The organism is Vibrio sp. 10N.222.55.A1 (assembly GCF_041473835.1).
GTDB classification, from domain to species: Bacteria; Pseudomonadota; Gammaproteobacteria; order Enterobacterales; family Vibrionaceae; genus Vibrio; species Vibrio crassostreae_C.
Window position 1 is genome coordinate 13,435 of sequence record NZ_JBFRSX010000027.1, and the last position, 14,447, is coordinate 27,881.

The following is a 14,447-nucleotide window of genomic DNA, read 5'->3' on the forward strand; positions in this document are numbered from 1 at the left end:
TCCAATTGAACATGACTGGCTCAGCTCATATTAAGTAGCAGAGCTATTGCCTCTCAATCCGTTTTACAAACGAACCAAACATAAAAAAAGCCCCAGTCTCTCGACTGGGGCTTTCATCTTTTCCCGATAGATAAGTATCGTGCTAGCGAAAACTTATCTCAAAACTAATGCTTACTTATTATGCGTTAGCTTTTTCTTTTTTAGCTTTTGGCGCTTTCGCTTCAGCTGGCTTTTGGTCTGCTTTCTTAAGGATAACTGTAGTACCTTCGAAAGTTTCGCCTTCAACGTATGGTTGGCCGAAGTAAGAAGTTGTTAGAACTTCTTTTAGCTCAGTGATTAGAGGGTAACGTGGGTTAGCACCTGTACACTGGTCATCGAACGCTTCAACAGCTAGCTCGTCTAGTTTAGCGATGAAGTCAGACTCGTTAACACCCGCAGCTTGGATAGATAGTGGGATGTCTAGGTCAACTTTAAGCTCTTCTAACCAAGTCAGTAGACGTTCAATCTTCTGAGCTGTACGGTCACCAGCTTGGCTTAGGCCTAGGTGGTCAGCAACTTCAGCGTAACGACGACGTGCTTGTGGACGGTCGTACTGAGAGAATGCAGTCTGCTTAGTTGGGTTATCGTTCGCGTTGTAACGTACAACGTTTGAGATAAGTAGTGCGTTAGCAAGACCGTGTGGTAGGTGGAACTCAGCACCAATTTTGTGAGCCATTGAGTGACACACACCTAGGAATGCGTTCGCAAATGCTACACCAGCGATAGTTGCTGCGTTGTGTACTTTCTCACGAGCTATTGGGTCAGCCGCACCATTTTTGTAGCTTGATGGTAGGTATTCTTTAAGCATCTTAAGAGCTTGAAGAGCTTGACCGTCTGAGTACTCGTTCGCTAGAACAGATACGTAAGCTTCAAGAGCGTGAGTTACTGCATCGTAACCACCGAACGCTGTTAGAGACTTAGGCATGTTCATTACTAGGTTCGCATCAACGATAGCCATGTTTGGCGTGATTTCGTAATCAGCTAGTGGGTATTTAGCACCAGTCTTGTCGTCAGTAACAACAGCGAATGGAGTAACCTCTGAACCTGTACCTGAAGTTGTAGTGATACATACAAGCTCAGCTTTTTGACCCATTTTAGGGAACTTGTAGATACGTTTACGGATGTCCATAAAGCGCATTGCTAGTTCTTCGAAGTGAGTTTCTGGGTGCTCGTACATAACCCACATGATCTTAGCAGCATCCATTGGAGAACCGCCACCTAGAGCAAGGATTACGTCAGGTTGGAAGCTCTTCATTGCTTCAGCGCCTTTCTCAACAACAGATAGCGTTGGATCCGCTTCTACGTCGAAGAAAGTTTGAACTTCGATGCCTTGTGCTTTAAGCAAGCTAACTACGTCATCTGCGTAACCGTTGTTGAATAGGAAACGGTCAGTTACTAGGAATGCGCGTTTCTTACCTTCTAGGTCGCTCATTGCGATTGGAAGGCTACCACGACGGAAGTAGATAGACTTAGGTAGTTTGTGCCACAACATGTTTTCAGCTCGCTTCGCTACAGTTTTCTTGTTGATAAGGTGCTTAGGACCTACGTTCTCAGAGATAGAGTTACCACCCCATGAACCACAACCTAGAGTTAGAGAAGGTGCAACGTTGAAGTTGTACAGGTCACCGATACCACCGTGAGTAGTCGGGATGTTGATTAGGATACGAGCAGTCTTCATCTTGTCACCGAAGTAACGGATGCGGTCTGCGTTAGTATCTTGGTTAGTGTAAAGACCAGATGTGTGACCGATACCACCGATTTCAACCATAGTTACCGCTTGAGCAACTGCGTCTTCGAAGTCATCTGCGCGGAATAGACCTAGAGTTGGAGATAGTTTCTCGTGAGCGAATTCGTCATCGTAAGAAACTTTACCAAGACCTTCACCTACAAGTACTTTTGTATCAGCAGGAACTTTAACACCAGCCATTTCAGCGATTGCTGGAGCAGGTTGACCTACGATTTTAGCGTTTAGGTTGCCGTCGATAAGCAGAACTTTACGTACTTTATCAGCGTCAGCTTTAGATAGAACGTGAGCTTTGTGAGAAGCGAAACGCTCTTTAACTTCGTCATATACTTCGCTAACTACGATTGCAGCTTGCTCAGAAGCACATACTACGCCGTTATCGAAAGTCTTAGACATAAGGATAGATGCTACAGCACGTTTGATGTCAGCTGTTTCATCGATAACGACAGGAACGTTACCAGCACCAACACCGATAGCAGGCTTACCTGAAGAGTATGCTGCTTTAACCATGCCTGGACCACCAGTAGCAAGGATAAGTGCGATACCGTCGTGCTTCATAAGCGCGTTAGAAAGCTCTACAGATGGTTGGTCGATCCAACCGATGATGTCTCGTGGAGCACCCGCTGCAACAGCTGCGTCTAGAACTAGTTTCGCTGCGTCGTTAGTTGAGTTCTTTGCACGTGGGTGTGGCGAGAAGATGATGCCGTTACGTGTCTTAAGAGAAATTAGAGATTTGAAGATTGCTGTAGAAGTTGGGTTCGTTGTTGGAACGATACCACAGATGATACCTACAGGCTCAGCGATAGTCATTGTGCCTAGGTTGTCATCTTCTTCTAAGATGCCACATGTTTTTTCGTCTTTGTATTTGTTGTAGATAAATTCAGATGCAAAGTGGTTTTTGATAACCTTATCTTCAACAATACCCATTCCAGATTCAGCAACTGCTTGTTGAGCAAGTGGAATACGAGCGTGGTTAGCAGCAAGAGAAGCTGCGCGGAAGATTGCATCTACTTTCTCTTGAGAGAATGTTGCAAACTCTTCTTGTGCTGCTTTAACGCGAGCTACTAGAGCATCAAGTTCCGCTAAGTTAGTTACAGGCATGGTGGATCTCCTAAAATAATAAATATTAAAAACTTTTTATTAAACTCACTGCTTGCCGTTAACCTTAAACACCAGCGTTCTTAGTAAATTGCTTTCAGGGCTGAGTATATTATTTCACTGTGTGAAAAAAATTGACCCAGATCAGTTACCCAAAAAGAATTAACCAGAAAGTAGTAAGGCAATCGCAAAAATGAACTTAAGAGCATGATTTATATAGATTAAACTCACACTTTTCGTTCGCGCAAAAAACAAGCAAACAGACAACTTTTTTCTACATAGCGTAATAAACTGTAAAAAAGTTTCATTTTCAGTCCGTTAAATTACATGTATACAGCTATATTCGTGCTACTGAGAGTATATCCATACCGTTGTACGGGCTAGATTCTGACATAATTTTTATTAATTTCGTGCGTCGGTTAACAGTTACTCAATAATAAATTACAAAATTAAACACTACCAACTAGCTTGCAACAGGCTTAAAACAAAAGTGAGATTCAATTAGTTTTTCTAAAAAGAATCACCCATTTCAAGTTAGTTTTTTTCATTCGCGTAAATCGAGTTTGTCCCTTACATTACGCGCCTAAACTATTCACAGATCAACCCTTCAACCTTAAGTACGCTAACTGGAGATCGCTCTCATGCAAGGCTTAGAACTCGCAATTTTTATGCAATTCTTCCTTGGGCTTGTTGCTGCCGTAAACCCAATCGGCATCATGCCTGTTTTTGTTTCTCTTACTGCTCATATGCCGCCAGAAGAGAGGAACAGGACAGCCTTACAAGCAAACATTGCTGTTGCCGTGATCCTCATTGTCTCTCTTGTTGCGGGGCAAATGCTGCTTGATATGTTTAGTATCTCGCTGGACTCATTCCGTGTTGCAGGTGGTTTACTATTACTGAGCATCGCATTTTCGATGATGAGCGGTAAGCTCGGTGAAGATAAGCAGAACAAACAAGAAAAATCTGAATACATCAGCAAAGAGCAAATCGGTGTTGTTCCACTGGCTATGCCGCTAATGGCAGGCCCAGGTGCTATCAGCTCGACCATTGTTTACGGGTCTCGCTACCCTGCTGCTATTGATACGGTCGGCATCGGCATTAGTATCATCGCATTCGCAACATGCTCTTGGCTTTTGTTCCGTTCAGCGCCGGTTATCGTTCGCTTTTTAGGTCAAACGGGTATCAACGTGATCACTCGTATCATGGGCCTGATTCTTGGCGCATTGGGCATCGAGTTCATCGCCAATGGTCTACGCAATCTGTTCCCAGGTTTGGCATAACGTTTAACGGCATTTCGGTTGCTCTATAAAGGGCAACAATATTGAAATATAGATAAGACGAGTAAAGCAATTGGGCTTTCACTCGCCTCGTTATTATGAAGCTTGTATAATGACTGTTAATGCATTTAACAGAATACGAACCTCTCCTTATGTCACGCAAGCCACTCAAGCATCATTTGTACGTCATTATCTTTGGTACTCACACGCCAGCCGGACGTGCATTTGATATAACTCTGATCGTTGCAATCTTGGCTTCGCTGTTGGTTCTGATCTTAGAATCCATCCCTAATGTGATGACCGAATGGTCACAACAGCTGCGTTATATCGAATACACCTTCACTGCACTCTTCACTCTTGAGTATTTGTTAAGGCTCTATTGCTCCCCAAAGCCAAAATCTTACGCCACCAGCTTTTATGGTGTCGTTGACCTATTGGCGATTCTTCCGACCTACCTAGCAATCATCTTCCCAGGCGCTTCATTTATGGGTGTGGTGAGACTGCTGCGTGTGATGCGTATCTTCCGAATCCTAAAGCTGGTTCGCTACCTGCAAGATTCCAATATTCTGTTGCGCTCACTATTAATGGCACGACGAAAGATACTGATCTTCTTTAGCACCGTCGGCATCTTGGTGGTTATCTTTGGCGCCTTGATCTTTGTTATTGAAGGTCCTGACAATGGCTTCACCAGTATTCCTCACAGTATCTATTGGGCCATCGTGACTATCACTACGGTAGGTTATGGTGACATGGTGCCGCAGACCGCGCTTGGTAAAGCCATAGCATCACTGACCATGCTATTGGGTTACTCTATCTTAGCAGTGCCAACCGGGATCATTACTGCAGAACTCAGTAATGAGATGAACTCGCACAAAGAATTGGTTAAGTGCCCGAACTGTAACCGAGCGGGTCATGATTCAGACGCCATGTATTGCAAGCACTGTGCTAGCGAATTAGCGGATCCAGACAAGCGTGTCGTCACCGACGAGAAATAAAAGCAGACACGAGATTCGAGTAGCGAGATGCGAAGAGATTTAAGGGCAGTTTCGAGGGCCGAATAACGAGGTAGCAATAAACTAAAAAGGGTTGACGTTTGTCGTCAACCCTTTCGGTTTATTAGCTAATAGAATTTAAGCAATCTTGCCTATTACGCTTTCTCAGCAAGGATAATGCGCAGAGTACGACGTAGTGGTTCTGCAGCACCCCAAAGTAGTTGGTCACCAACCGTGAAGGCGTTTAGGAAGTCGTTACCCATCGACATCTTACGCAGACGACCGACAGGTACAGACATTGTGCCTGTTACTTTCGCTGGTGTTAGCTCCTGTGCCGTGATGTCGCGGTCATTAGGAATCACTTTAACCCAATCATTGTGCGTTGCGATGATCTCTTCGATCTCGTCCATTGGCACGTCTTGCTTAAGCTTGATCGTTAGTGCTTGAGCGTGACAACGCATTGCACCGATTCGTACACAAGTACCATCAATTGGGATTGGCTGACCATCTAGACCAAGAATCTTGTTCGCTTCAACACCGGCTTTCCACTCTTCTTTACTCTGACCGTTTTCACGCTTCACATCGATCCAAGGAATCAGTGAGCCTGCAAGCGGAGCACCAAATTGGTCTGTTGGGAATGAAGATGAACGAATCGTATCAGCCACTTTCTTATCGATATCAAGAATTGAGCTTGAAGGGTTTGCTAACTCAGAACTTACGCTGTCGTTGATCACACCCATTTGTGAGATCAGCTCACGCATGTTCTTAGCACCCGCACCAGAAGCTGCTTGGTAAGTCATGGCACTCATCCACTCAACCATGCCTTTCTCGTACAGACCACCTAGAGCCATAAGCATTAAGCTCACAGTACAGTTACCGCCAACGAACGTGTTGGTGCCGCTGTGAATGCCTTGCTGGATTTGAGCCAAGTTAACAGGATCAAGAGTGATGATTGAATCAGCATCCATACGCAGAGTAGATGCTGCATCAATCCAGTAACCTTTCCAACCTGCTTGACGCAGTGCTGGGTATACTTTTGATGTGTAATCGCCGCCTTGACAGGTAATCACAGCATCAAGCTGTTTTAGGCTATCAATATCAAAAGCGTCTTGAAGTAGACCCGCATCTTTACCACCTAAAACAGGGGCAGGAATACCAATCTGAGATGTGCTGTAATAAACAGGCTCAATCAAGTCGAAGTCTTTCTCTTCAACCATACGTTGCATCAGTACAGAACCAACCATACCGCGCCAACCAACTAGACCTACTCTCATCGCTCACTCTCCATGTATAAATTAAAAATTGCTCTCCCCCATCTATAAGTTTTTCAGAAACAGAACTCAAGTGCTTTTTGTCAAAAAGTGTAACTTTTTCGTTTCTTTTAAGTGAACGTAATGAATCGTGCAGTTATCTCTGTATCGACATTCCATCTCCACCTCATTGATTAAGCGTCCATTATCGTCAAATTCAAACATTTACATCGCCAAAGTCGATTCAATCGACGCTCATCACAAACAGTAAATCCCTCTTTTAAACCAAGGTTAATCAGAGTTTTATTTTACAAAACGAAAACAACGTGCGACAGATTTCAACATGTAACAATCATGAATGTAACAAAAATTTAGATTATGAAACCACAATTGATTGAGTTAACAGTCAAATATCACAACTTGGGCGTATTTTTTCGATATAATAAACTAATTACTGTAGTGTCCGTTTTGCACCACACACTATAACGAAGCACTATAAATGCTCGAAATCACAAGAGGCTTTTATGAAGCAGAGTAAAACTCGCCTACCGAACCTATTGCAGGTATTCATCGCGTTAGGACTATTTCTATCCCTTGCTTTTTCCTTTACTGCAAAGCTTGACCTTCCAATTCAACTTGCCTTGTATATTGGCTGGTTCATTATCATGGTTCTTGGTATTCGTCTTGGACACCAATACAAAGACTTAGAAAAAGCAGCACTCAAAGGAATATCCAATGGCTTAGGCGCGGTTTTAATACTTTTAGCCGTTGGCGCTCTTGTTGGTACTTGGATCTCAGGCGGGATCGTACCTACTATCATTTACTATGGTCTGAAAGCTATCCACCCTTCTATCTTCCTTTTAGCGACCATGATCATCTGTTCTCTAACTGCATTGGCGACCGGTACTTCTTGGGGTGCTGCGGGTACAGCAGGTATCGCGATGATGGGTATCGGCCAAGGCCTAGGTGTTCCAGCACCGATTACTGCAGGTGCCGTGCTGTCAGGCTGTTACTTCGGTGACAAGATGTCTCCTCTTTCTGATTCAGTGATTCTGGCTTCTTCAATGTCTGGTGTTGAAGTGGTTGAACACATCAAGGGCATGCTTCCAGTTGCGTTAATCAGCTACGTGATTACAGGCATCATGTTTACTGCGTTTGGTTTCCACTACGCGGGCAACGTTGACATGAGCCAAGTAGACTCTGTAATCAAAGCAATGGAAGTTCAGTTCTACATCACGCCTTACTCATTCGTTCCGGTACTTATCGTGCTTGGTCTGTTGGCTTTCCGTATGCCTTCATTCCCGGTCATCAGTTTTGGTTCTCTGCTGGGTATTATCTGGGCAGTCATGATCCAAGATATCGACTTCCTAACGGCATTCAACACTGCTTGGGCACCGTTCTCAATCTCATCTGGCGTAGAGTTTATTGATTCGATTCTTAACCGTGGCGGCATGTCTTCAATGCTAGGTTCAGTTGCGGTTATCGTATTTGGTCTAGGTTTCGGTGGCTTACTGGATAAAGTGGGCGTACTAGAGACAATCGCTAAGGTGTTTGAGCGCCGCGTAAACAGCGCAGGCTCACTAGCGACGAGCACAATTGGTACGGCCTTCATGGGTAACGTGTTCGGTTCTGCAATGTACGTATCGTTAATCCTTACGCCAAAAATCTGTGCGAAAAACTACGACCGTTTAGGCTACAAGCGTAAGAACCTATCTCGTAATGCTGAGTTTGGTGGCACGCTAACGTCGGGTATGGTTCCCTGGAGTGATAACGGTATCTACATGGCGAGTATTCTTGGTGTTGCGACGCTGTCTTACGCACCCTTCATGTGGTTAAGCTTCATCTGTATCATCGTGACTATCGTGACATCTTACATGGGTTGGTTCGTTGATAAGTGTGAACCAACAGCACCAGCGTTTGAAGCTGAAGAAGCGACCGAGTTAAGCAAGCAACAAGCTTAAGTTCAGGAGCTAACGCTTTCGAACGTAACTCAAAACGTTAATGGATAAATGCAAAAAGAGCGCCCTAGAGCGCTCTTTTTTGATCTGCTGATTTACTTATTTATCTATTTATTGGCGGTTCGTTTACCCAACCAGTAACCGATGCCTAACGGTGCAAAGAACACTACTAAGATAAACAGGATGAAGTAGATAATCACACCTTTGATTAACTCCATTAGCTTATCAATCGCCAGTACCACCACCTCTTGAGAGACGCGATCAAGGTCTTGCGTGAACAGTTCTCTTTCTGAAGTCACAATGCCGGCAATCTCGATGCGCTCTTTCGCAATCATCTCTACTAGAGCTTCTCTCTCACGTGTCACCATTTTTTCTAATGCCACACGTTCATCACTCAGCATCGCTAATTTTTGGTCGGTTTTATCACTGAGGTCGTTGAGCAATGGTTGCATTTCTGTCGACATAATAGAAGCCAGTGTTTGCATGTACTCCGGATTGTTCTCAATGAAGTCTTGCATGCTTGCTGATGTTTGACGAAGGCTTTCCAGCGTCATCGATAGGTCTTCACCCGTTAGTGAGCTATTCAATGCAACCAACTCCGCCTTCCACGACATCAGTTTTGGTGTCTGGTCAGCCATAAGGCTTAAACGATCAGATGCGTCACTCATTGCTTCTGGCATGGTGCCTAAGCTCTGAACGATTTGCGATTCGTCTTTACCAAGGTAATTTAGCCATTCACGGTAAGCAGGTGTGCTTCTGAATGTGAGGTCTTTAAATGGGTGGCTAGCAGAAAACTGCGCAACGAACGCTTTGCTGTTTTTGAAATCACTCGAGCTCAATACACCCTTTGCCAGCTTCTCGGCTTCTTGATCAAGAAAACGAGCGGTCTCTACTGCATCATCCGTCGCGAACAGATCCGCGCCGTCGCCTTGGCTATAAAACTGATTCATTTGGGCAGTGAAAACCCACGAGTCAATTAACGCAGACATAGGGGAAGTTTGGTAAGCCGCTTGTTGTAAGCCCTGCTCTGCATGGATCTTCCAAAGCAACACATAAGATTGATGTAAGGTGTCATCAGCAGGGTAAGATTGCGCGATGAGATCGGCCGAATCTTCTACTCGTGTAAAGAACATCTTGGCGTATTCACGCGTCATGATCCGAGCATTTAACTCTTGTTGAGTGAGAGGCGTCGTTTGACTATCTAACTTAACTTCTAAGAGAGAACAACCACTTAGCACAATGCTAAGCACCAACACCATCCAACTTCGACTCGAAACTCGTAACATATAAACCTCTGACAAAGACTAAGGGCGCTGATTGTATGAGCGCTTCGTCAGAGTATTGTCAAAAATCCTGTAAAAGTTAACGCTGACTGTCTAAATATTCATGAGCAGAATCCACAGAGGCTTTTATAGCCTGCTCTAGTTCAGCTAAATCATGTTCACTGATCGCTCTGGACTGCTTCATTGTCATTTCAATGGTTGCGGCAATGATGGCTAACCGAGACGCTTTAATACTGCCAGCCACGCCTTTTAAGCTATGTACAATGCGAGCCGCGGAGGTTTCATCTTTGGTCAACAAAGACTTAAACTTCTCGTAGTCACCTGCGTGGTCTTGTACAAACACACCAAGCAAGAGTTCAACAGACTCAGCATCACCATCGAGCGTTTCTAACATGTCTTCGATATCAATCGCAGGCTTTGAATCTGTGACACTGGCAACGTGTTTCTCTACTACTGGCGCCTGTTCAGGGACTTGCTGAATAGAGTATTGCGGTACAACGGGTTGGCTTGTAACATTAACGCTCTGCGGAGGTTGAGAGTCGGAAGACTGGCGCGTTGGCCTGTTCTCGGATACATAAGCGTCACTATCTGCTTGTTTCACTGCTGAGGAAACAACATCGCTATAAGAAGCGTCTTCCTTACTTGAATTAATTTCTAGTTCAGAGCTGAGTTCTTGGTCTGCTTCTTTCATCGTTTTTGTGGACCTAACGCCCCAAAACACTATCCCGCTCATCGCCACCAAGCTTAAGCCTAGCATCACCAACAATAGGTTGAATTGACGATCATGGAACTCAGCTTCGAGTTTTATGATCTGTTCATTTACTGAGTTTTTCTTAATCTTATCAACCAAATAGTTAAGCTGAGCGTAATCACTCAACAATGCTGACGCATCAGCCAGTAGTTGTTGGAGTGCATCTTGTTCTTCGTTTTCTAAGGAATAAGATTTTTCTAGAATGGAATCAAAGGCGCGATAAGTCGCTGACGAACTTTGATTTTCAGAGTACATTGCTTCAAATACCACAACACCGAATTCGTTGAGGAGCGGTTTTAGCTGAGGGGAAAGCTCTTTATCAGCACGCAAGATCTTAATGTTATCAACGATGTCTTGAACTTGGCTTTCTATTGGAATGAACTCATCGAACTTTTCTAGGAACTGATCAGCTACGTACAACAGTTGGTTGACATCAGGACGAAACAAGGCGTGTTGGAAATCAGATTCAATCTGCAGTCGGATCGAATAAACCAACTGAGCATCGAGTGCGAGATCATTGATACGAGAGACTCGAAGCGGTTCTGAGAAATAAAGCGATTGCCTCAATTCGTTGACTCGAATACCGAGCTCTTCGATTTGAGCTAGAGAATTGGTGTAGGAACGGCTTAGATTAAGAAGAGCCAATGAAGGAAGTAACCACAGAGCCAAGAGCACAACCAAAAAGGTGGCTGGTTTTTTAAAGCGTTTGGGCTTTGCTACTGATTGTTCCATCTATATTCCTTGTGCGTGTTAACTTGAAGCCATGACCGTAGCTAAAAGATTAAGCACAAAATAAGCGACAACGTCCTGCTGCCGCTTTTATCCGTTAACTTCGGACTATGACTTATTGCGAGTCAGTTGGTCACGTAAGTTCGGTGGAGTGCCTTTAATCGTTAGCGTGTCTGTCTCCGGATCGTAAAAGATACGTTCGCCTAGAAGCAGACTATCAAAACTAACATTCAAACCGCCACCAGCACCAACAAATTTTGTTAGTTTACGCATAGTTGCGCGATCGGCTGGGAAGCTGTCTTCTAACTCGTAGCCTTGCTCACTAGTATAGTCAAAGAAGCTTGTGCCACCTGTGCTTGCTGGCAACTCACCAGAAAGTTCACGAACTTGTACTTCATCGCCCGCTTTAAGCTGCTCGTTACAGTAATCCGCAACCTGCTTTTTGTAGCTGATCGCTTCTTCTTTCTCTAATTTAGAGTCAGAAACGAAGTCTTCTACCGCTTGCATCAGTACTTGGTTCTGCTGTTTCGCATCCAAACCGACTTCAGCTTGTAAGAAATCTAAGAAGAAATCCGCGACTTTACGGCCAACACGTCCTTTAATATAAGTTAAGTAACGGTTTGACTCTTTATCAGTCTCATAAGTAGAAAGGTCTAGGCGAGCCGCGATATCCATTTTTGAGATATCAAGGTAGTCAGTCGCACTAATATCAAGCCCTTCAGTTACCTTTAGGCTTTGGTTTGAAGGCAATAAACCAATGAAAAGGTAATCTGTTGCAAGTGACTGATATTCAGCCATTACCAAGATACCTTCGTCAGCGAATGGGTACTTTGATAGTTCGTCTTTTAGACGTTGCGCACTCTTTTGAGAAAAATCGTAAAAGTTTGTCTCACCAGCACGAAGTTGATGCAACCACTGCTGGAATTCGCTGTCAGATTTGAAAGAACCAAACCCTTTGCCTGCTTTTGAATTAAAAACACGGTGAAGTTCAGCAACTAGGCTTTCAGATGAAGCATCGTTTTCTAGAGATTCAGCACGATAGTTAACAATCAGCTCATCCTGATCGTTCTTGCTCAGCTGGTGTAAAATTACGTTGGAAAGGTGAAGGCTCATAGTGAAAATATTACCGTTCAGGTTTCAGTTGTCGTGCATAGTAGGTTATCATAAGCCGCTTTTACTATCATTATTAGAGTCCTTATGCCGATTATATCTAAATACACAGATGATCAAGTTGAAAAAATCCTAGCTGAAGTAGGTGCTGTACTAACTAAGCACAAAGCTTCGCCAGAACTTTCACTGATGATCGCTGGAAATATCGCAACCAATGTCTTAAATCAGAATGTTGCTGCTTCACAACGCAAAGGAATTGCTGAAAAATTTGCCGAGGCTTTAATTTCTTCTCTTGAAGATAAAAAGTCTCACTAAATTTGATTGACGGATAAAAGAATTATAAATGGTAGACAGCGCAAACTCATATAGCGATCGTGTATCTCGACTGGTTGGTTGGGGTCACTGGTTTGCATTTTTCAACATCATTGCTGCGATGTTGATTGGTACTCGTTATATTACTCAATCTGCTTGGCCAGAAACCTTGCTAGGCCAATTCTATTTGGCTGCATCGTGGGTTGGTCATTTTGGCTTTTTAGTGTTCGCGCTCTATCTATTAGTGTTGTTCCCGCTCACTTTTATTCTTCCGTCGAGGAAGTTATTACGTTTGGTTGCCGTTATCTTCGCGACCATAGGTTTAACTGTCCTACTGATTGATACCCAAACGTATCAAAATATAAACCTCCACCTGACGCCTGTCGTGTGGGAGGTTTTATTCAGTGGAGAGGAATCTGCATTCACGTCTGATTTGCAGCACCTCTTCATTGTTATGCCGCTTATCTTCTTGCTGCAACTCGGTCTATCTGAGTGGGTTTGGCGTAAGCAGCGTAAACTGTCTCATAAACACATTGGCCGTCCGATTACTGCCGTCTTCTTCTTGTGTTTCATCAGCAGCCACTTGACCTACATGTGGGCTGATGCGTACTTCTATAACCCAATTACTAGCCAGAAAGCGAACTTCCCACTGTCTTACCCAATGACAGCGAAAAGCTTTATGGAAAAACATGGCCTATTAGACCGTGAAGAGTACCTTGAGCGTTTAGAAGCGAACAAAGAGAATGTAAACCTAGTTAGCTACCCGCTAGAAAAAATTCAATACAACCGCCGCAGTGATGATCTTAATATCCTGATGGTGAGTGTGAACAACCTTCGCTCTGACGCTCTTAATGCGACAGCGATGCCAAACAGCTATGCCTACGCACAACAGTCGATCAACTTCACCAACCACTACAGTTCAAGTAACGATATGTTTGGTATTTTTGGCTTGTTCTACGGCCTACCGAGCAGCTACGCAAGCAGCATTGAAGCTCAGGGGTCAAGCGCAGTATTGCTCGATGTTTTAGAGAATCACGATTACAAGTTCGCTGCTTTCAGTGGCGACAACTTTAGTGATGCACTGTACTCGGATATCATCTTCCGAGGCCGTGATGTGATGCCAGAGCAAGCAACTTATGATGACCAGAGTGCCATAAAAGCTTGGTCTAACTGGATTCAATCACCGCAAGCTAAACGCCCTTGGTTTAACTTTATTGAATTAACCACACTGGATAACTTCGCCAGCTACGATTCAAGTTCAGAGTCGGACTCTACGCTAACGACAGCAGAGCGTTTTGCAGCAGACTATCAAAAGTCGGCGACAGCGGCCGATGCTCAGCTAGCAACTATCTACGCTGAACTGGAACGCTTAGAGCTTGCCGATAACACGGTGGTTATCATTACCTCTAACCACGGTACTGAGTTTAACGAAACCAAAACCAACAGCTGGGGTGCAAACTCCAACTACAGTCGTTATCAGTTACAAGTACCACTGTTTATCAGCTGGCCTGGCAAGTCTGCTTCTGAATACACCCACCGTTCTAGTCATCTAGACGTGTCAGTAACACTGATGCAAGAGCTATTGGGTGTATCTTCGAACCCAACAGATTTCAGTAGTGGTCGCAGCCTGTTTAATGAACGTAACAGAAAGTGGATTCTCGCGGGCGACTCTCGTGAACTTGCTCTTGTTACTGACCAGCAAACAACGGTGTTGGATAAATTTGGTAACTACAAATTGTACGACCAAAATTACAAGCGCCTGAAAAACGTAAGCCCTCGCTTACCTGTGTTGATGCAAGGCCTGACAGAGCTACAGCGTTTCTACACAAAAAATGACTAAATAATCAGCAAACAGCAAAGGGAAGCCAATGGCTTCCCTTTTTTATGGTTCATCGCGGATTAGC

10 protein-coding genes are annotated in these 14,447 nt (G+C 44.1%); 5 read left to right on the forward strand and 5 right to left on the reverse strand.

Translation table 11 applies throughout. The features are described from left to right. Positions 1-178: 178 nt before the first annotated feature. Complete coding sequence (gene adhE / locus AB4493_RS08845; RefSeq protein ID WP_017061183.1) at positions 179-2,884, reverse strand: bifunctional acetaldehyde-CoA/alcohol dehydrogenase; 2,706 nt, start codon at positions 2,882-2,884, stop codon at positions 179-181. Positions 2,885-3,522: 638 nt separating this feature from the next. Here adhE and AB4493_RS08850 point away from each other — a divergent pair. Both AB4493_RS08850 and AB4493_RS08855 read left to right on the forward strand, forming a co-directional pair. Continuing rightward, complete coding sequence (locus AB4493_RS08850) at positions 3,523-4,161, forward strand: YchE family NAAT transporter (protein ID WP_004734056.1); 639 nt, start codon at positions 3,523-3,525, stop codon at positions 4,159-4,161. 149 nt (positions 4,162-4,310) lie between these two features. Further along, positions 4,311-5,153 carry an ion transporter gene (locus tag AB4493_RS08855; RefSeq protein WP_029235134.1) on the forward strand — a complete coding sequence of 281 codons (843 nt, stop codon included), beginning with the start codon at positions 4,311-4,313 and terminating at the stop codon, positions 5,151-5,153. 152 nt (positions 5,154-5,305) lie between these two features. On the opposite strand, the gene asd is transcribed toward AB4493_RS08855, so the two are convergent. Next, positions 5,306-6,424: an aspartate-semialdehyde dehydrogenase gene (asd, locus tag AB4493_RS08860; RefSeq protein ID WP_017629874.1), complete on the reverse strand. Its 1,119-nt coding sequence runs from the start codon at positions 6,422-6,424 to the stop codon at positions 5,306-5,308. A gap of 500 nt (positions 6,425-6,924) precedes the next feature. Between asd and nhaC the strand changes: the two genes are divergently transcribed. Further along, complete coding sequence (gene nhaC / locus AB4493_RS08865) at positions 6,925-8,361, forward strand: Na+/H+ antiporter NhaC (RefSeq protein ID WP_017063453.1); 1,437 nt, start codon at positions 6,925-6,927, stop codon at positions 8,359-8,361. 104 nt (positions 8,362-8,465) lie between these two features. On the opposite strand, the gene AB4493_RS08870 is transcribed toward nhaC, so the two are convergent. The 3 genes from AB4493_RS08870 to yejK form a co-directional block, all read right to left on the reverse strand. Continuing rightward, positions 8,466-9,644, reverse strand: a complete 1,179-nt coding sequence (locus tag AB4493_RS08870) for a hypothetical protein (protein ID WP_017065980.1) — start codon at positions 9,642-9,644, stop codon at positions 8,466-8,468. 76 nt (positions 9,645-9,720) lie between these two features. Next, positions 9,721-11,124, reverse strand: coding sequence for an Hpt domain-containing protein (locus tag AB4493_RS08875; RefSeq protein ID WP_102398080.1), 1,404 nt, complete (start codon positions 11,122-11,124; stop codon positions 9,721-9,723). Positions 11,125-11,229: 105 nt separating this feature from the next. Beyond that, entirely contained in the window at positions 11,230-12,234 is a 1,005-nt protein-coding gene (gene yejK, locus AB4493_RS08880; protein WP_372122679.1) for a nucleoid-associated protein YejK, read from the reverse strand. A gap of 84 nt (positions 12,235-12,318) precedes the next feature. Here yejK and AB4493_RS08885 point away from each other — a divergent pair, with 84 nt between their 5' ends. Next, a complete protein-coding gene (locus AB4493_RS08885) occupies positions 12,319-12,546 on the forward strand; it encodes a YejL family protein (protein ID WP_004734063.1) in 228 nt (75 codons plus the stop codon). 28 nt (positions 12,547-12,574) lie between these two features. Beyond that, complete coding sequence (locus tag AB4493_RS08890; RefSeq protein WP_017065981.1) at positions 12,575-14,383, forward strand: DUF3413 domain-containing protein; 1,809 nt, start codon at positions 12,575-12,577, stop codon at positions 14,381-14,383. Positions 14,384-14,447 lie beyond the last annotated feature (64 nt).

Excerpts from the sequence above, each read along its gene's own strand:
- adhE (WP_017061183.1), bottom strand. The coding sequence starts at position 2,884 with ATGCCTGTAACTAACTTAGCGGAACTTGATGCTCTAGTAGCTCGCGTT.
- AB4493_RS08850 (WP_004734056.1), top strand. The coding sequence starts at position 3,523 with ATGCAAGGCTTAGAACTCGCAATTTTTATGCAATTCTTCCTTGGGCTT.
- AB4493_RS08855 (WP_029235134.1), top strand. The coding sequence starts at position 4,311 with ATGTCACGCAAGCCACTCAAGCATCATTTGTACGTCATTATCTTTGGT.
- asd (WP_017629874.1), bottom strand. The coding sequence starts at position 6,424 with ATGAGAGTAGGTCTAGTTGGTTGGCGCGGTATGGTTGGTTCTGTACTG.
- nhaC (WP_017063453.1), top strand. The coding sequence starts at position 6,925 with ATGAAGCAGAGTAAAACTCGCCTACCGAACCTATTGCAGGTATTCATC.
- AB4493_RS08870 (WP_017065980.1), bottom strand. The coding sequence starts at position 9,644 with ATGTTACGAGTTTCGAGTCGAAGTTGGATGGTGTTGGTGCTTAGCATT.
- AB4493_RS08875 (WP_102398080.1), bottom strand. The coding sequence starts at position 11,124 with ATGGAACAATCAGTAGCAAAGCCCAAACGCTTTAAAAAACCAGCCACC.
- yejK (WP_372122679.1), bottom strand. The coding sequence starts at position 12,234 with ATGAGCCTTCACCTTTCCAACGTAATTTTACACCAGCTGAGCAAGAAC.
- AB4493_RS08885 (WP_004734063.1), top strand. The coding sequence starts at position 12,319 with ATGCCGATTATATCTAAATACACAGATGATCAAGTTGAAAAAATCCTA.
- AB4493_RS08890 (WP_017065981.1), top strand. The coding sequence starts at position 12,575 with ATGGTAGACAGCGCAAACTCATATAGCGATCGTGTATCTCGACTGGTT.